The organism is Mesorhizobium sp. M0514, assembly GCF_040321145.1.
Taxonomy (GTDB): Bacteria; Pseudomonadota; Alphaproteobacteria; order Rhizobiales; family Rhizobiaceae; genus Mesorhizobium.
Genome location: NZ_JAMYQZ010000012.1, coordinates 38,912 through 57,538 on the forward strand (window position 1 = coordinate 38,912; position 18,627 = coordinate 57,538).

The 18,627-nt window shown below is 64.6% G+C and carries 13 protein-coding genes; 2 read left to right on the top strand and 11 right to left on the bottom strand.

Features of this window, described 5'->3' with window-relative positions:
- Positions 1 to 14 precede the first annotated feature (14 nt).
- The 5 genes from NKI61_RS07815 to NKI61_RS07835 form a co-directional block, all read right to left on the bottom strand.
- Complete coding sequence (locus NKI61_RS07815) at positions 15 to 710, bottom strand: aspartate/glutamate racemase family protein (protein ID WP_023747312.1); 696 nt, start codon at positions 708 to 710, stop codon at positions 15 to 17.
- 110 nt (positions 711 to 820) lie between these two features.
- The gene (locus NKI61_RS07820; RefSeq protein WP_023747313.1) at positions 821 to 2,155 is read right to left on the bottom strand and encodes a lysine N(6)-hydroxylase/L-ornithine N(5)-oxygenase family protein; all 1,335 of its coding nucleotides are present in this window, start codon (positions 2,153 to 2,155) and stop codon (positions 821 to 823) included.
- Entirely contained in the window at positions 2,152 to 3,972 is a 1,821-nt protein-coding gene (locus NKI61_RS07825; RefSeq protein WP_352839115.1) for an IucA/IucC family protein, read from the bottom strand. Before NKI61_RS07825 ends, NKI61_RS07820 begins: the two co-directional genes overlap by 4 nt.
- Positions 3,969 to 5,033 carry a GNAT family N-acetyltransferase gene (locus tag NKI61_RS07830; protein ID WP_352839116.1) on the bottom strand — a complete coding sequence of 355 codons (1,065 nt, stop codon included), beginning with the start codon at positions 5,031 to 5,033 and terminating at the stop codon, positions 3,969 to 3,971. The genes NKI61_RS07825 and NKI61_RS07830 overlap by 4 nt, the downstream gene beginning before the upstream one ends.
- Positions 5,030 to 6,817 (bottom strand): IucA/IucC family protein, encoded by a 1,788-nt coding sequence (locus NKI61_RS07835; protein ID WP_352839117.1) that lies wholly within the window; start codon positions 6,815 to 6,817, stop codon positions 5,030 to 5,032. Before NKI61_RS07835 ends, NKI61_RS07830 begins: the two co-directional genes overlap by 4 nt.
- Before the next feature lie 119 nt (positions 6,818 to 6,936).
- On the opposite strand from NKI61_RS07835, the gene NKI61_RS07840 reads away from it, so the two are divergent.
- The gene (locus NKI61_RS07840) at positions 6,937 to 8,103 is read left to right on the top strand and encodes an MFS transporter (protein WP_352839118.1); all 1,167 of its coding nucleotides are present in this window, start codon (positions 6,937 to 6,939) and stop codon (positions 8,101 to 8,103) included.
- An 11-nt stretch (positions 8,104 to 8,114) separates the two neighbouring features.
- Here NKI61_RS07840 and NKI61_RS07845 read toward each other — a convergent pair whose 3' ends face one another.
- The 4 genes from NKI61_RS07845 to NKI61_RS07860 form a co-directional block, all read right to left on the bottom strand.
- Positions 8,115 to 9,398, bottom strand: a complete 1,284-nt coding sequence (locus NKI61_RS07845; RefSeq protein WP_352839119.1) for a RhtX/FptX family siderophore transporter — start codon at positions 9,396 to 9,398, stop codon at positions 8,115 to 8,117.
- A complete protein-coding gene (locus tag NKI61_RS07850) occupies positions 9,395 to 9,769 on the bottom strand; it encodes a hypothetical protein (RefSeq protein WP_156937164.1) in 375 nt (124 codons plus the stop codon). The genes NKI61_RS07845 and NKI61_RS07850 overlap by 4 nt, the downstream gene beginning before the upstream one ends.
- Before the next feature lie 15 nt (positions 9,770 to 9,784).
- On the bottom strand, positions 9,785 to 12,043 hold the full coding sequence (locus NKI61_RS07855) for a TonB-dependent receptor (protein ID WP_023732965.1): 2,259 nt from the start codon (positions 12,041 to 12,043) through the stop codon (positions 9,785 to 9,787).
- Between the two features lie 225 nt (positions 12,044 to 12,268).
- Positions 12,269 to 14,452, bottom strand: coding sequence for a primosomal protein N' (locus NKI61_RS07860; RefSeq protein WP_023732964.1), 2,184 nt, complete (start codon positions 14,450 to 14,452; stop codon positions 12,269 to 12,271).
- 90 nt (positions 14,453 to 14,542) lie between these two features.
- Here NKI61_RS07860 and fsa point away from each other — a divergent pair, with 90 nt between their 5' ends.
- On the top strand, positions 14,543 to 15,199 hold the full coding sequence (gene fsa / locus NKI61_RS07865) for a fructose-6-phosphate aldolase (protein WP_023688874.1): 657 nt from the start codon (positions 14,543 to 14,545) through the stop codon (positions 15,197 to 15,199).
- Positions 15,200 to 15,282: 83 nt separating this feature from the next.
- On the opposite strand, the gene NKI61_RS07870 is transcribed toward fsa, so the two are convergent.
- Together NKI61_RS07870 and leuS are read right to left on the bottom strand one after the other, a co-directional pair.
- Complete coding sequence (locus NKI61_RS07870) at positions 15,283 to 15,879, bottom strand: LPS assembly lipoprotein LptE (protein WP_023698237.1); 597 nt, start codon at positions 15,877 to 15,879, stop codon at positions 15,283 to 15,285.
- Positions 15,866 to 18,493, bottom strand: coding sequence for a leucine--tRNA ligase (gene leuS, locus NKI61_RS07875; protein ID WP_352839120.1), 2,628 nt, complete (start codon positions 18,491 to 18,493; stop codon positions 15,866 to 15,868). The genes NKI61_RS07870 and leuS overlap by 14 nt, the downstream gene beginning before the upstream one ends.
- Positions 18,494 to 18,627 lie beyond the last annotated feature (134 nt).

Here is an 18,627-nt window from a genome sequence, read left to right on the forward strand (position 1 = left end):
CCTGTTTTGGCCCTTCAGGGCAGCATGAATGCGACCGCCGCCTCGGCATGGATGCGCGTGGTGTCGAACACCGGAATGTCGAAATCGCGCTCGCCAATCAACATGGTGATCTCGGTGCAGCCCATGATGACGCCATCGATCTTCTCATCGCGCCGCAGACGGGCGACCTCGTCGATATAGGCCGCCTTCGATGCCGCGCTGACGATGCCCCGGCAGAGCTCGTCGTAGATTACCTGGTGCACCATGTCGCGCCCGGCCTGGTTCGGCACCACGGGCTGCAGCCCGTATTTCTCCGTCAGCCGGCCCTTGTAGAAATCCTGCTCCATGGTGAAGCGGGTCGCCAGCAGCGCCGGCCGCTTGACGCCGGCGCCCTTGACCGCGACGGCCGTGGCGTCGGCAATGTGGATAAGCGGGATCGACACCGCCGCCTGCACCCGGTCGGCGAGCTTGTGCATGGTGTTGGTGCAGATCAAAAGCCCCTCTGCGCCGCCCGCCTCCAGCTTGCGCGCCGCATCCGACAGCAGCACGCCCGCACTGTCCCAGTCGCCATGATGCTGCCGGTCGGCGATTTCGGCGAAGTCGAAGGAATAGAGCAACAGCTTTGCCGAATGCAGCCCGCTCAGCCGCTCGCGCACGATCTCGTTGAGCAGGCGATAATAGATCGCCGTCGATTCCCAGCTCATGCCGCCGATGAGGCCAAGGGTTTTCATGCGCTGAGCCTCCAGCAGGACCGAACGATCTCTCTCACAGAAAAGCTTTACGGGTCGATGTCAATCTTAACGCGCGCCGTACCACGCTCTTCGGCCCGCCTCCACAAACATCACCGCGCGCCCGATTCGGTCATCCTCGCATTGGCGCCGAGATGATGCAGGCTTTGTGTCGTGTGCCTTGAACTCCAGGCAACCGGCGGACCGGGCAGATCGAGATCGAACTGTGCCCGCCCGAGCATCGAATTGACGATCTTGGCGCTGCGCCAAGCCATCAGGCTGAGCTGCGGCTCGGCTATGCCATGGCTGAGCCGGCCGGCATTGAGCGCGTAGATCCGGCGGTCGTCGGGCCCGTCCCATTCGACCTCGAAGCTGGCGTTGAGCCTGTAATGACCGCGCTCGTCCGGCGCGATCCTGTTCATGAGCGGCGCCATGCAATCAGGAATGGCAAAGGCATAGCCGGTGGCCAGAACCACCGCATCGACGGTGCGCGTCTCGATGGCGCCGTCGAAGCCGTTGCGCATGATCAGCCGGTATTCGCTGCCTTCCCGCGTCACGTTCAGCACTTCGCGGTGCGGCGTCATGTTGACCGCCGTCGTTTCCTCCGAGAGGTGCCGCAGCGTGTAAAGCTGGCGATAGATCGCCTTCAGTGTGCTCGTCGATGCGCCGTCACCGGCAAGCAGTTGCTGTTCCAGGATCGTCTCACGCCGCCCTTGCGGCAGCCGATGGAAGCTTTCGACATAGCCCGGCGTGAAGAGTTCGTCGGTGAAAGGCGAGTCGTCCAGTGGCAGGAAATTCGGCCGCATCGAGATCCACTCGATTTCGCGGCCGGCGAAGCGGTCGGAGGAGATCAGATGCAGAAGCACTTCGGCGCCGCTCTGGCCACCGCCGATCACGGCGACACGCTGTCCGCTCAGGCGATCGAGGCGGTTGGCGGCCTGGGCGTTGTGGAAGCATTGATCGGAGGCCGCCCCCCGCGCCCAGGCGGGGATGTTGGGCACCAGCCCGACGGCAATGGCGAGATTGCGCGCGTTCACCTGCTCGCGGCCGATACGCAGCCTGAAATTCGTTCCGTCGAAGTCGATCCGGTCGACGGCGCTGGCGAAGCGCAGCGAAGACAAGTTCTCGCCGACCCATCCGAGATAGCGGGCGAATTCCGGCCGCGGGATGGCTGAGAAATCCGCGTTGAGGAATTCATAGAACCGCTTCTGCGCGACCAGATAGGACATGAACGACCATGGGCTGGTCGGATGCGTCGCGGTGACGAGATCCTTGAGGAAGGATGTCTGCAGTTCGACGCCCGGCAGCATCATACCCGGGTGCCATTCGAGCCGCGTCGCCCGATCGAAGAAGCGCGCTTCGACGCCGTCCACCGCATCGAGATGGGCGGCGAGGCTGAGATTGAACGGCCCGATGCCGATGCCTGCGAGGTCAAGCGTATGGGTCATGGCGAACTCCTTATGGAGCTGGCTGGGCTGATGGGAGATCGCCGGGCTGACTCGGGGTTAAGCGGATTGTCGAGCGGTGTGCCAAGGTCGGGCAGAGGGCGTTCGCCGCTGTCGCCGTAGCCGATGGCGAAGCGCACCTTGTTGATGGCGATGCGTGGGATCTTCGGAGCAAACAGATCGAAGAGCGCGAACCGTTCCGACAGCTCCGGGTTCTGCGCCTGGTAGCGCCGGATGGCGGCGGCCAGGATGGCGTAGAAAGTCCTCTCGTCGAAGCGGTCATAGGCGGCCAGCGCCTCGGAAAGGAAGCGCAGAACGCTGACGATGTGTCCCGTCTGCAAATGCTGGAGAAGATGTGCCGGCGGCCGGCGCTTCAGCGTCGACAGGATTTTGGGGTCGAGGCCGGCCAGTTCGGGAAACGGCTGGTCGACGAGGTCGAGGTCGCCCTGAAAATCCTTGACCGCCACGCCGAGAGGCGTCGCTCCGTCGAGGATGATGGTGACGTTCTGGCCATGGGCGATGAAGCCGACGCCGTAACGGCACATGAAGTGGTAGAGCGGCACGAAGGCCGTGGAGAACAGGCGATCGAGCCATGCCTCCGGACCAAGGCCGGATTGCTCCATCAGGGCGCTGGCGATCGGCCTGCCATGCGCGTCGCGCTGCGGCAGGGCGCCCATCATCATCGGCCGCTGGCCCGCTGTCAGATCCTTTTCGGGGCTTTCGCGCCATATGGCGCCCAGCATCTCGCAAAATTGATAGGGCGCGCCTTCAACGCCGGCGTAGTGCGGATGCGGATAGAAGGCGCCGGCGACTTCCTGCAAGACCTTGACGTCCTTGAGCACCGGGTCCGCGGCCGCCACCGTGGCCAGCCAGCGCGACAGATCGGCGCCGATCGCCATGTATTTGCCCGGCACGCCGCGCCACGCTGAGGTGTTGAGGACGGTCAGCGGCAGCTTGACGTGCAGCGCCTCGGGCCGTGCCACATTGGCAAGAGTGCGCAGCGACTGCAGGGGCAGGAACGCGTCGCCGAACGGACCGAGCGGCACCAGCCGGCCGGCAGCGATCTCGCCACCATATTGCGAGGCGATCATCGCCTGCCACTGCCAGGGGTGGACCGGCAGCAGCCTGTGCGTCGATCGCGAGATCCCGGCGGCGCTGAAAGCCGCTTCGAGCCTTGCGCGCTCGTAGTCGCCGAGTGCGGCCTGCAGCAGCGCCTCTTCGTCGAGCCCGCGGTCAAGCGCCAGCAGGCAGCGATCGCTGGCGGCGGCAAGCCAGAAGAGCTGGAATGCGGCAGCCGATTCTGGCGCGTAGCGCTCGAAGTCGTCCCGTCCCCAGCCGAGCCGTCCCTTGTTGGCAGGGGCCTTCGGATGGCCGTCGAGCAATGCCTGCAACTCGGTATCCGGCAGCGCGGCTAGATCGGCGGCCGGTCGATTGCCGCGCGCCTTGGCGATCCGCATGTCGGCCATCAGCGTGTTGTAAAGCTCCTTCGCATAGGTGCAGAATGTTGCCGGCGACATGCCGAGCGTCTCGCGCGCGTCGGCGAAGAAGGCGACCGCATCGTCGACCGGCAGCTCGATGCCGGCGTCGCGGGTCAGCGTCTCCGGACGGACGGCGATCTGGCCCCACAGGCGCCGCGTCGCGGCAAAGCGATAGGTCACGCCGGGGCCGGGCGTCAGCTCCCATCGGCCAGGCGAAAGCTCGCGCGGCGACAGGCACTCCTCGAAGGTCAGTTCGGAAATGGCCTTGGCGACGGCGTCGCGGTTGATCGCAGCCCAGCGTGTCGCCTCCTCCGCTTTGGCAATCGGTTGCTGCACCGTCACAGCGGCACCTCGCGGAAGAAGCGCTCGCGTTCGCAGCAGACCAGCGCCGCGCGCTTGTGCGGGAAGTCGAACTCCTTGACCTTGTCGTAGGCGGCGTCGGCGCAATAGCTCAGCATCTTCTGGTGCGCGGCGCGTGGCTCGCCGACGATGCGCTGCGTGCGCGGCTCGTCGAGGAACAGATAGTGGGTGACGGAACGGAACAGAGCCAGCGTCTTCGGCCGGCCGAGATGGCGCGTATTGCCGATCAGCCCATGCCAGCCGCGATCCCAGTCGAGCGGCTCGTAATAAGGCCCGAGCCGGTCCTCCTTGGCCCAGTAGAACTCGAAATAGCCGGTCGGCTCGCCGTCGAAGCTGGCGATGACGCCGAAAATATGCGGATCGCTCTCCTGCTCGGCGAGATATTTGTCGAGCTCTTCATGGCTCTGGGCAAGTTCCCAGAAGAAGGCGACACGGCCATCGTTCATCCAGCGATGGAAGAGGTCGAGATCGGTCCGGCGATCGATCGGACGCAACGACACGGTGAGACCGAGCTCGGCAATCCAGCGTTCGTACATCGGGCCGCAGGGGCGCGGTTGGCGCAATGGCGGCAGCCGGTCTTGCGGGCCGATAGCGGTCATCAATGCCGGATAGGTGACATGCGAGGCCTGGCTGCGCCACAGCAGCGGCAGCTGGCGCAGGACCGAGCGATGGATGACGGCGCGTTCCGGTCCACCCGGAACCGTCTCGGTGGCCAGCGCCGAAACTGGCCACAGCGTCTTGGCCGCCGGCAGGAAGGCGCAGTCGAAGGAAGGATGCAGGCGCAGCGCGGCGTCGACGAGACCTGCCAGGATTTGCGGTTGGTCGAGGCGGCCGCCAATAAACGCGACATCGTCGATGAGCAGGCGGCCATCCGCGTCGGAGATGCGGGCCTGTCCCACCGCTGTTCCCTCAGCGTTGACCAGGCTGACATGGCCATCGCCGGCACAAATGGCGAGCGGCTCCGCGGCCGAGGCCAGATGCTGCCATCCTTCGTTGCCGGCGACGGTGGCGGGTGACCGGTTTTTCGCAGCCTCGATGTTCATGCGTATTCTCTCACATGCAGGGGGTTCGGAAGCTCGACGTAACCGGCCAGCGGGTCGGGCACTTCGGTGTTCTCATTGATGTCGCGCAGCGCGATCAGGAAATTGCCCTTGGCGGCGAGCGTCGGCGCGTTGAGCAAATAGTCGACGCAGGACCGGTCAGCCATCGGCGTGGCGGCCAGCCGCTCGAGCGAGCGGCGGAATATCGCCAGCAGATCGTCTTCGTTGGTGAGGCCAGCGGCGGCAAGGGCTGCGACGGCGGCGAAAGCGCCATTGACGACCAGATAGTAGCCGAACAGCTTCGCGGCCGCTTCCGCTGGGAAGACATGATCGCCCGCCTGACCGGCCTCGGGCACGAATTCGCGCAGCCTGGGCAGGAATTCCTCGACATAACCGGTGCCCTGGCAGTCGCGAAAATAGAGCGCATTCGGCCAGCCTCCGGAAAGACCGACGACGAGGTTCTGCTGATGGGCGCCGAACAGCAGGCCGAATTCCGAGAAGGCAACGATAAACGGCTCGATGGCGGCATGAAGGAAACGCTCGAACCACAAACGCGCCGTTTCCTCGACAGGTCGCTTCTCGTCGCGGGCGATACGGTGGACCAGGTCGGACAGATGGCTTTCGGTACGGCCAGGATGGCGCTCGCAAAGCGCGCCGAGAACGGCAGCCGGCGGATTGCCCGTGCCGCGAAACGGATTTTCGCGAAACGAGACGATGGTATCCGTCATCAGCCGGCCGTCTTCGTCACGCAGGCCGAACCAGGCGGGCTCACCCAGCACCGTCATGGTCGGGCAGCGCCGCTGCAAGGCATAGCCGAGCTTGCCCTTGACCAGCCGGTGCACCGAAAGGCCGCGCCGGCACTCATGCTCCTCGACGATGCGCCTGGAATTGGTCAGGCGCAGGCTGAGCGAGAATTTCAGCATCCACTCGGCTTCAGACGAATGAACCGTGCGCAGCGAGGTCGTGGCCCGCCACGCTGGTCCGCCGAGCCCAACATCGACGATACGACCGGCGCGAAACAGGCGCTCGACGCGGTCTTCCAGCATGAGCCGTACGGCCTGCCACGGATGCATCGGAACGAGAACCTTGCCCTGTTGCTTGCCAGCCCGAGCAAGCAGCTGCGGATCGCTGGCGGCAAGCCCGCGGACCATCTCGGTGACATCTAGCGGCTCGACGCTGCCTCCAGTGAGGATGGTCGGGTCGACGGCCCACCAGCGCAGTTTGAACGCATTGCAGTATTCATGCCCGAAGCGCGCGGAATCCGTGTGCGTGAACTCTTCGCGACTCATCGGCGCCGGATGCACGGCATGGCCGAAGCGCAGGGCGCTTTCGGCATCGATGAAATCAGGATCGCCTTCGGAGAAGGGCCGCGACGATCCACGCGCCGCAGTCGCGTCAGCGATTGCGGCGATGCTGGCCAGGCTGCGGCGCAGGAAGGTCAGTCGGCTTTTCGCTGTCGCCCGGCCGGCAATGTCGGGATCCGCCAGGATCAGCGCCAAAAGGCTGAAAAGGTCGATCTCGGTCGCTTCGCCATCAGCCCCCTCGTTACTAATATCGAGGCGCCAGAGCGGCATCGCTAAATCGTGGTAACCAACCTTCGAGCGATGCCGCGCCTCGACGAGCACCGCCGCGCGCGAGGCAGGGAAATTCAGACGCAGCACGGCTGCCTGCGGCCGAAACAGCCCGGTTTGGCTGGCGTCGACGAATTCCCAGCTATCCCATTCCCGCAGCAACGCATTGAGTAACGGGCTTAATGCAGAGGAAGATTCTGGTTTTACTTGTTCCATGTGCATCCCCCATAAATCCCAGTAACTGCATGCATTGCATTTATACGTTGTCGTCTTTAAACATTTCTGTTGATTATCTATTCTAAACAAGAAATAAGCTTGGTCTTGTGACGACCCGTATGAATAATCGATCTTCGCTTCTGCGCCGCCTGGCAACCGCGGTCTCGGCAATCGGCTTCGGCCAGTCGGCCTTCGTATCGCTCGTTCCCCTGGTGATGGAGCGGCTGAGGCTCGACACGTTTGCCATCGGCGCGGCAACTGCTGTCGGCGCGGCGGCCTTTCTGGTCGGCTCGCCGCTGTGGGGTCGCATGGGCGAGCGGCTTGGCCATGCCAGGCTGCTGCGCTTGCTCGGCCTCGCCATGCTGGCCGGCCAGGCGGTGTTCGCCATTCTGCTGATGGCCGGCACGGGAGCCGCGCTGGGCATCGCTTTGCTGATGCTTTCGCGAACCGTGTACGGTTTTGCCGCGTCCGGCGTCATGCCGACGGCGCAGGTCTGGGCCAGCCGCTCGGCTGCCGATGACAGGCGACAGGCCGCGCTGGGACTGCTTGGCGCCGGCGTCAGCATGGGGCGGCTGGCCGGCGCGCTGGCGGCAACGGCTGCCGTCCTGTCGCCGCTGCTGCCGCCCATCCTGTTCCTGTTCAGCCCGCTGTTGCTGTGGCTCGCGCGGGGCAAAGGGGAAGCCGGCGGACGGACCGACGGCAGGGCGGCCGACGTCGGCCGTGGAATATCGCCCTTCGATCGCCGCGCTCTGCCTTGCCTGGCGATGGGCTTGTGCCTGACGCTCGGCTTCGGACAGGTGCAGATGATGCTCGGCCCGATGACCCAGCAGCGTTTTGGCCTTGGTGCGACGCAGGCCACGACGTTGACCGGCCTGGCCCTGATGCTGGTCGCCGTCGTCATGGTTCTGGTCCAGGGACTGCTCATGGCGCGCCTGCGGCTGGCGGAGCGCAACAGCGTCATCGTCGGCTGTCTCATGGTTTGCGTCGGCATGACGGCGCTGGCCGTCACGGCCAGCCATGTTGCCTCGGCAGCGTCTCTGGTGGTGGCAGCGGCCGGCATTGCCCTGGCTACACCCGGCTACACCGCCTGGCTGATGAAGCGCCTGGAGCCCGGCGAGCAGGGCGCGGCGGCCGGCTGGCTCACCAGCACCCATGTGCTCGGCCAGAGCATCGGCGCATTGGCCGGCGGCTTCGCCTTCACGCTCTGGCCCTTTGCGCCGCTGGCCGGCTGCGCGGCGCTGGCTCTGGCCGCCGCCGGTCTTGCAGCCATGGTTCATAAGCACTAGCGAACCCGCGCTCATTCGGCGACCTCCGGCAGCGGCATCGGCGTTCCTGGCTGGGTCTTTGCGGCATCGGCGAAATGGGCATTCAGCATGCGATAGGTCGCCACCACGGCGATGCCCGACAGCACTGTCGCCAGGGTGAACAACGCGGAGTAGCCGAGCATGTCGGCAAGGCGGCCGGCAAGCATGGAGCCGACGAGGTAGACGATGAGCTGGGCGCAGGACAGGATGGTGAAATCGGTGCCGGGTTGGTCCGACGACGTGACGGACATGAACAGGCTGTAGAGCGCCACGATCTCCATGTAGCGCACCAGCGTCTGCAGGAACGAGGCGCCGAAGATCGGCCAGAAGCCGGCGATAGCGCCGAAAGCGTGCAGCGCGAAGATCAGGAAGCAGATGGTTCGCAGCGCGCCGAGCAGGCCGAGCACCGAGGGGGCGCCCCTGTTGTGCAGCAGCCACGCCGCCAGCGCCGAGCCGCCGAGCCCGACGGTGAGCGCGGCACCGCCCGAGAGATAACCGATGATATCGAGCGGCACGCCGGCATCGACGAGATAGGAGCCTTCCATCGACTTCACCAGCCCCTCGCTGGCGCGGTAGATGAGCGCGATCCACAGGATCTGGCGTGCCTCCGGCCGGCGCAGAAAGCGCAGGATCGAGGGGCGGTCGATGGCCGCCTGCGGCGCGCTGGCGACGGGATCGGTCTCGCGCATGGCGAAGGCGGCGACCAGCGGGATGATGGACAACGCGGCCACCATGGCCACCATGGTTTGCCAGCCGGCATGATGATAAGCCAACAGGCCGAGCGTGCCGCCGAGAACGACGCCGAGCGCGACGGCGCCGCCCTGGATCGCATTGCCGATCGGCCTGTCCTTCGGGTCGAGATATTTGGCCGCGTAGCCGTCGGTGGCGATGTCCTGGGTCGACATCAACAGGCTCACGACAAGGCCGACGGCAAAGATACCGGCGACATCCGTCGGCTCGATCCAAAGCATGGCCGCGATGCCGGCGATGACGCCGATCTGGGTGATGATGACCCAGCCGGCGCGATGGGCGCGGACCACTGGCCGAAAGCGATCGACCAGCGGCGCCCACAGGAATTTCAGCACCAGCGGCAGCATCAGCAGCGCCATCATGCCGATGGCGGTGCGCGACACGCCTTGCTCACGCAGGATCGGCGGGATCGCCGCGGCAAACAGATAGCTCGGGACGGCCTGCGCCAGATAGAGACAGGCCAGGACGACGAAAAGCCGCAAGCGCGAAAGCCCAGCAGGCGCCAGCCTGTCTGCGTCGGCGCTCATTCGTCATAGTCCTTCGGTGCGTAACCGTTCAGGAAGGCGCCGGCCTCCGCCCGGCTGCGGGTGACGAGCACTGGAAAGCCGAACAGGCTTTGCCAGACGCGCTGCATGTTCTCGTCGGCGGCGGGGCGCACCAGCGCACAGGCGCGGCAGGCTTTTTCGAGCTGCTCGCGTTCCGCCTTGTACCAGAGGTTTTGCGCCTTGCGCTGGGCGTCGCTCAGCGCGATCTCGATGCGGATATCGACCAGGAGCACGAACGGCTCCCGTTCCTGCGAAAGGCGGCCGAGCGCCTCGATATAGCGCGCGCCATCCGCCGGATCGGCTGGCGCTTCTGCCAGCAGCGAGACTAATGCACCGTTTCGTTGGAGAGACACCGCCACCGCCGCCCCTCAGAATGTGATCTGGTAGGACAACGCAACCGAACGTCCCAGACCCGGAACGTCGGCGCCGCGGGTCGCCGATGCGGAAGGGTTGATGTAGTAGGTGTCGAACACATTGCGCACGGCAAGGTTCAGCACGCTTTCATTGCCGAACGTCTTCGAGACGGCGAGATTGACCAGTGCTGCACCGTCCAGTTCCTGGGTGGCGATGCGGTCGCGTCCGGAAAACAGCTCCAACTCGCTGCGCAGGGTCAGCTCGTTCTCGAAACGGGTGGTGAGATAGACCAGGCCCTTGTAGGTCGAGGGGACACGGTTGTTCGGCAGATACTCGTTCGCTTCGATGTGGCCGTCGCGATCCGCGTCGTATTTGCCTTCGACATAGCCGACCGATCCGCCCAGCGTGAACATGCCGCTGAGGTCTGCCTCGAGATTGGCTTCGACGCCCCAGATACGTTCCTTCTGCTGCGATACCCGGTTGTTGACGATGTCGTAGCTGACGCCGTTGTCCGAGGTCGACAGATAGGTGCTGACGCCGCCGCGATAGTCGCCCCAATCGCCGCGCAGACCGGCTTCCCAGGTGTTCACCAGCTGGGGTTCAGGCGCGATATCGGCATAGCTGATCGCGTAATCCGGCGCGTTGGTGCATGGCAGCAGCGGCCGGATGGCGGTGCCATAGGCGTCGCAGGTTTCGGCGTTGGAGTTCAACCCGGCCCGGCGGGTGAAGCCGCCAATGTCGGTCAGGCTGTAGCCTTGCGAGAAATTGCCGAAAAGCTGCATCCTTTCGGTCAGATCGTAGACGGCGCCGGCGTTGAAGGTGACGGCGTCGTAGTCGAACGAGCCGCCGGTCACCTGGATCGCCGGCAGGCCGATAATGTTCCGGCCTAGCAGAACGGCAGCGGCAGGCCGGGTGAAGTCTTCAACGTTGAGATAAAACTGGTCGTAGCGCGCGCCGCCGCTGATGCGAAAGCGATCCGTTACCGAAATTTCGCCCTGCGCAAACAAGGCAACCGAGTTCTGGGTCGTGGGCGAGATGGCGTCCTGGCCGTTGGTCAGCTGCTGATCGGTGGCATCGAAAACGTAGTCGGCGCCCCAGGTCAGTGTGCTGCCCTGAGTGATAAAGTCCATCGGCGTGTTGACGGTCAGGTTGACGCCGCTGCGCCGCGATTGCAGCGCCGTCTGGTTGAAGTCGGCGGTCGGGTCCGTACCCGGCGGCAGGATCACCGGCCGCGTCGGGTTCGTCGGTAAATACACCTGGCTGTTGACGGCCGAGAATTTGGTAAAGGGCGACTGCTTGAAGATGTCGTTGTAGAACGCCTTGACCTCGAGGTTTCCGAGCGCGAAGTCGCTGTCGGTGTATTTGGCGGTCAGATATTTCGAATCTTCCTTCAGCGGCTTGCCTTCATAGGGATCGCCGAAATCCGGGGAGACGGGATTGGTCGTGTAATCGGTGAACCAGTCCGGCTTCTGGTTAGCATAGGTCCAGTCGACGCTGGCCTCGAAGCGCCTGGAATCGAACTGGTAGCCGGCCACGCCGAAGAGATTGCCCGTGCCGGTGCGGTCGCCGCCGCCTTGCCCAAGCATGGCGTCGGAAGCCATCTCGTTGCCGTGGCCGTCATAGGTGCGGCGCGACAGATCACCGGACGCCGAGAAGAAATAGTCGAAATCGCCTTTCTTGCCCTCGACCGAGACACTGGTGCTTGGCCCGGCCGACTTGCCGGGGTTTTCGGTGAAGGCGGTGACGCCGGTGCGCACCGTCACCTTCGGCTTGTCGCTGTCGCCGCGCTTGGTGATGAAGTTGATCGTGCCGCCGGTGGCGCCGGCGCCATAAAGGCTGGACGCGCCATTGATGACTTCGATGCGCTCGACCGAATTCAGGTCGATCATCGACAGGATGCGTGAGACGTCCCGCAGCGGTGTGTTGCGCGGCACACCGTCGACCATGATGAGAAGACTGCGCCCGCGGAAGGTTTCCGAAGCGCCGGAAATGGTCTGGTTGCGTGGCGCGTAGCCGGGGACGATGCGGCTGATCAGGGTCGCGGCGTCGATATTTTCCTGCGCGGCTTCCTCGACCTGTTGCCGTTCCACGACCTGGACCGACTGGGCAACGCTGGAAATGGACCTTTCATTGCGGCCGGTGACCAGGATCTGGTCGAGCACCGTGGCTTCCTGCTTGCCTGTCGGGGCGGCTTCCTGGGCAAATGCCGCGCCTGCCAGGATCGACCAACCCAAAGCCGATGACCAAAGAAGTGAACTGTAAAATCTGCGCATGCTGCCCCCATCCATGCCCTGGTCCCCAGTGCCAGAGCGGAAAGGCCCAGTTATAATTCATGACAAAAGGAGTCAACATTTATTTCATGAGTTCTTTGATCAGGATTGTTCCGCAACGGACGGGGGCTGTGCATATGAGCAGAACGTATTTTAGCGGGCGCTAAGATGTTGAGCTTTCTTGACAAAACGGCATAGGGCAGCCGGCGGCGTCGTCAGCCTTTGTGCTTACAAGAAGCTCTGCGGATCGATGTCGACCTGCACGCGAACCGAGCCGCGCTGCTTCGGCCCTTCGGCCAGCATGGTGCGGATGAAGCCTTGGATGTCGGCGCGCTTTTCACCCTGGATCAGCAAGCGGAAACGATGGCGCCCACCAAGCAGCGACAGCGGCGCCTCGGCCGGGCCGAGCACGAACAGGTCGCTGGCCTGGGGTGCTGCACGGCGCAGGCCGCGCGCGTGGCCTTCGGCCTCGGCCCGCGTCACCGCACTGACGATGACGCCGGCAAGCCTGCCGAAGGGCGGCAGGGCTGCCCGTTCGCGCTCAGTGATCTCGCGTTCGTAAAAGGCCTCGGGATCGCCCGAGACGATCGCCCGCATCACCGGATGGTCCGGCTGGAAAGTCTGCAGCAGGCCGAGGCTCTTCTTGCCGGTGCGGCCGGCGCGTCCAGTCACCTGGCTGAGCAATTGGAAGGTCCGTTCGGCGGCGCGCGGATCGCCATTGGCGAGGCCGAGATCGGCATCGACGACACCGACCAGCGTCATGTTGGGAAAGTTATGGCCCTTGGCGACCAGCTGCGTGCCGATGACGATGTCGGCCTCGCCATTGGCAATGGCCTCGAGCTCCAGACGCAGCCGGCGCACTCCACCCATCAAATCGGACGACAGGACGATCGTGCGCGCGTCGGGGAAATGCGCCACGACTTCTTCAGCTATCCGCTCGACGCCAGGCCCGCAGGCGACCAGATGGTCGAGCGTGCCGCATTCCGGACAAGCCTCCGGCCGCTTCTCATTGTGCCCGCAATGATGGCAGACGAGTTGGCCGCGAAAGCGGTGCTCAACCAGCCAGGCCGAACAGACCGGGCAGCCGAAGCGGTGGCCGCAGACACGGCACAGCGTCAGCGGCGCATAGCCGCGCCGGTTGAGGAACAGCAGCGACTGCTCCTTCTTCTCCAGCGTACGTTGCATCTGGTCGATCAGCAGCGGCGACAGAAAGCCGCCCCGGGCCGGCGGCGCGCGCCGCAGGTCGATCGTCTTGAGATCGGGAAGCGCGGCTTCGGCAAAGCGCGCCGACAGCACCGCCCTGCTGTAGCGGCCCTGCTGCGCATTGACCCGGCTTTCGACCGATGGCGTCGCCGACGCCAGCACCACCGGGAAGCCGCTGATATGGCCGCGCACCACCGCCATGTCGCGCGCATTGTAGAAGACGCGATCCTCCTGCTTGTAGGCGGGGTCGTGCTCCTCGTCGACGACGATCAGCCCGAGCTCGCGGAACGGCAGGAACAGCGCCGAACGCGCCCCGGCAACGACGCGCACGCCGCCTTCCGCCACCTGCCGCCAGACCTTTTCGCGCATTCGGGGCGGCAGGTCGGAATGCCATTCCGCCGGCTTGGCGCCGAAGCGCTGCTGGAAGCGTTCGAGGAAGGCATGCGTCAGCGCGATCTCCGGCAAAAGGATCAGCACCTGCCTGCCCTGGTCCAGGGCTGCCGCCACCGCTTCGAAATAAACTTCCGTCTTGCCCGAGCCGGTGACGCCGTCGAGCAGCGTGACGTTGAAAGCAGCGGCCGTGACATTGGCGCGCAGCATGGCGGCCGCGTCTGCCTGGTCCGGCATCAGCTCCGGCATGGCGTAGGAGGGATCGGGCGCGGCGACCACCGGTCGAGGCGGGATCATCACTGTCTCGAACACGCCTTGCGCCTTGAGCCCCTCGACCACCGTCGACGACACGCCCGCCGCGTGCGCCAGGCCGGATCGCGTCCAGGCAAGCCCCCCTTCCGCCGTCTCCAGCACGCGCGTCCTGGCATCCGTCATCCGGTCGGGCATGACGAGGGTCCGCTGCAGGCCCTCGATCCATGGTTCGGGATCGAACGCCTCCGGCGCGCGCAACAGCATGCGCGCCACCATGCCGGGCGGCGACAGCGTGTACTGCGCCAGCCAGTCGACAAAGCGGCGCATGCCGCGGTCGATCGGCGGGCAGTCGAAGACCTGTTCGATCGGGCGCAGCTTTTTGGCGTCGATATTCTCGACCGCACCATCCCAGACGATGCCGGCAACCTGGCGCGGGCCGAGCGGCACGCGCACGATCGAGCCCGGCACCACGCGCACGCCGGCAGGCAAAGCGTAGGTGTAGGGCCGTTCGGCCGGCATCGGCACCAGCACCGGCGCGGCTGCGACAAAGGGCGAATCTTCGATCATCGGGCGTGACCTTGCCCCGACTTTGGTCTAGATCAAAGGGCAACCCCGAATGTGCATGGCATGCACATGGAAATCTTTCAGGAGACCCCCATGAAATTTTTTGTCGACACCGCTGACATCAAGGACATCAAGGAACTGAACGACCTGGGGCTGCTCGACGGCGTGACCACCAATCCCTCGCTGATCCTGAAATCCGGCGGCAAGATCGCCGAGGTCACCAAGCAGATCTGCGACATCGTCAAGGGCCCGGTTTCGGCCGAGGTCGTTGCGGTCGAATACAAGGACATGATGGCCGAGGCCAACATCCTGGCCAAGATCGCCGACAATGTCTGCATCAAGGTGCCGCTGACGCTCGACGGCCTGCGCGCCTGCAAGACGATCCGCACCGAGATGAACCGCATGGTCAATGTAACGCTGTGCTTCTCGGCCAACCAGGCGCTGCTGGCGGCCAAGGCCGGCGCCTCGTTCATCTCGCCCTTCGTCGGCCGCGTCGACGATACCGGCGCGGACGGCATGGAGCTGATCCAGGAGATCCGGCAGATCTACGACAATTACGATTTCGACACCGAGATCCTCGTCGCTTCGGTTCGCACCGTGAACCACGTCAAGCAGGCAGCCCTGATCGGCGCCGATGTCGTTACCGCGCCGGCCGCGACGCTGAAGGCGCTGGTCAAGCACCCGTTGACCGACAAGGGCCTGGATCAGTTCGCTGCCGACTGGGCCAAGACCGGCCAGAAGATCGGCTGAGATCGGGTTCGCTACAAAAAGGCCGGGAAACCGGCCTTTTTATTGCGGACTGCTAAAGTCGAGTTGGCAAGGCTAGGAAACGCTCAGGCCTTCTTGCCGTGCCTGACCAAGTCCTGGGCGACCGACAGGCTCACCATTTCAGCCAGTTCGCGTGCGGCGCGGTTCTCGGCGTCGAGCTGCGCCCGGTAGGAGGCGAACTCCTGCGTCGGCTTGTCGAAGGATGATGGGATCGACCGCTTGCCGGTGGCGATCACCACGCCGGTCCTGGCATCGGTCAGCACATAGTTTGCGGTCAGCGTCACCGTGCCTGCCGTCGGCTCGTCTTCGTCGGTCTGAATCTGCACCACCGCGGCCGATTCGACCAGTTCGGTGACACCGAGATCGAGCATGTAGACCGGTGCCGTCGTCTCGCCGGCACCCTGGCCGAAGGCGAAGATCAGATTGTTGCGGACCTGCTGGGCATAGCGGGTCTTGACCGGCTTGACCGCGATCGAGGCGAGCTCCGCCGACGCGCTGACAGTCGAGCCTGCCGTCAGCGGCGCGCTCGAATAGAGCGGCCTGACAGTGCAGGCCGAAACCAGCGTCATCGAGGCCACCAGCCCGCAGAGCGCGGTGCGGCGCAGCACATGCGTCGTCTTTCCGAAGTCAAGCCCCGTCTTTTTGAAATCAGGCAACGACATTGACGATCCTCTGCGGCACGATGATCACCTTGCGGGGCGCCTTACCTTCCAGCGCTTTCTGCACGAAGTCGAGAGCCAGAACCGCTTTTTCGACCGCACCTTGGTCCGCGTCGCGGGCAATTGTCAAATCGCCGCGCTTCTTGCCGTTGACCTGAACCGGCAGCACGATCTCGTTGTCGACCACCAGCGCCGGGTCGTAGACCGGCCATGGCCGTTCGGCGACCAGATCGGTGCCGCCGAGCGTGTGCCAGCACTCTTCGGCCAGATGCGGCATGACCGGCGCGACCACATGCACAAGGATCTCCACCGCCTCGCGGCAGGCGCCTTTCAGCGCCGCATCGGCCTTGCCCTCGGCAACGTCGTTGAGCGGCGTGTTCAAGGCATTGGCAAGTTCGTAGATGCGGGCGATGGCTCGGTTGAAGCCGAGCTTCTCGATATCCTCGCCGATCGCTTTCAGGATCTTGTGCGCGGCCTTGGAAACGGCACCGGCCTCGCCATCCTGCGCCGCCTGTGGCTTGACGCCATCGAGCGTCTCGGCGGCGATCGACACCAGGCGCCAGACGCGCTGGATGAAGCGATGCGCGCCGGCGGCGCCATCGTCTGTCCATTCGACGTCGCGCTCGGGCGGCGAATCCGACAGCATGAACCAGCGTGCGGTGTCGGCGCCGTAGCCGTCGGTGATGTCTTCCGGGCTCACCGTGTTCTTCTTCGACTTCGACATCTTTTCGAGCGAGCCGATCGCTGCCTCTTCGCCGGTAGCGATCTCGATGGCGCGGCGCGTGCCGCCGGCATCCTCGATCCTGACCTCAGCTGGCGACAGCCAGCGGCCATTGTTCGACGCACCGCCGACGCGGTAGGTCTCGTGCACCACCATGCCTTGCGTGAACAGGCCCTTGAATGGCTCGGCGAGGTCGAGATGACCGGTTGCGCGCATGGCGCGGGTGAAGAAGCGCGAATAGAGCAGATGCAGGATCGCGTGCTCGATGCCGCCAATATACTGGTCGACTGCCAGCCAGTCATCGGCAGCCTTCGGCTCGGTCGGCTCATTGGCCCAGGGCGCGGTGAAGCGCGCAAAATACCACGACGAATCGACGAACGTGTCCATCGTGTCGGTCTCACGCCGCGCATCCTTGCCGCATTGCGGGCATTTCACATGCCGCCAGGTCGGGTGACGGTCGAGCGGATTGCCGGGACGGTCGAACTCGATGTCGTCGGGCAGCTTGACCGGCAGGTCGGCTTTCGGCACCGGCACCACGCCGCAATCCTCGCAATGGATCATCGGGATCGGACAACCCCAATAACGTTGCCGCGAAATGCCCCAGTCGCGCAGGCGGAAGTTGACCTTGCGCACGGCCATCGGCCGGCCGCCGATGGTCTTCTGCTCCAGCAGTTTCGCGACCTCGTCGAACGCCTGCTCCGGCTTCATGCCGTCGAGAAAGCGCGAATTGATCATCACGCCATCGTCGACATAGGCCTCTTCCGTGACCTGGAAGGTCTTGGCGTCGGCATCTTCGGGCATCACCACCGGGATCACCGGCAGGCCGTATTTGTTGGCGAAGTCGAGGTCGCGCTGGTCGCCGGACGGGCAGCCGAATATGGCGCCGGCGCCGTATTCCATCAGCACGAAATTGGCGACATAGACCGGCAGCGTCCACGAGTCATCGAACGGATGGACGACGCGGATGCCGGTGTCGAAGCCTTTCTTCTCGGCCGTCTCAAGCGCAGCCACCGAGGTGCCCATGTGACGGACCTCGTCGATGAACTTGGCCAGCTCGACATTGTTCTCGGCGGCCTTCCTGGCCAGCGGATGGTCGGCGGCAACCGCCATGAACGACGCGCCGAAAATGGTGTCGGGCCTGGTCGTGTAGACCTCCAGTTCCTTCGCATCGCCAACCGGAGCGGCCAGCGGCCAGCGGATCAGCAGCCCTTCCGAGCGGCCGATCCAGTTCTGCTGCATCAGCTTGACCTTTTCCGGCCACTCGCCGAGACCATTCAGCGAGTCCAGCAGGTCCTGCGCGTAGTCGGTGATCTTGAAGAACCACTGCGTCAGCTCGCGCTGTTCGACCAGCGCGCCCGAGCGCCAGCCACGGCCGTCGATGACCTGCTCGTTGGCGAGCACCGTCATGTCCTCCGGGTCCCAGTTGACCTTGGAGGATTTGCGCGTCACCAGCCCCTTTTCGACGAAATCGAGGAACAGCATCTGCTGGCGGTGGTAATAGTCGACGTCGCAGGTGGCGAACTCACGCGTCCAGTCCAGCGACAGGCCCATCATCTTGAGCTGTTCGCGCATGGCGGCGATGTTGGCGTAGGTCCATTCCTTGGGATGGACCTTGTTCTGCATCGCCGCATTTTCGGCCGGCATGCCGAAAGCGTCCCAGCCCATAGGGTGCAGCACGTTGAAACCCTTGGCCCGCTTGTAGCGCGCCACCACGTCGCCCATCGTGTAGTTGCGGGTGTGGCCGATATGGATCTTCCCCGAGGGATAGGGGAACATCTCCAGCACGTAGTATTTCGGCTTCGGGTCGTCGTTCTGCGCTTCGAACAGCTTCTTTTCGGCCCAGGCCTTCTGCCATTTGGGCTCTGACGCGCGCGGATTGTATCGTTCGGTTGCCATCGGATGATTTTCACTTAAAAGCAGGCGCAGACCGCCGGACAAGGCCCGGTGGCCAAGGTAAATGTCGTGGCGGTGTTCACCATGGATTGCCGGACCCGTCAACTGCGGTGAGCCGGCGAGGGCTAGAAAGACAG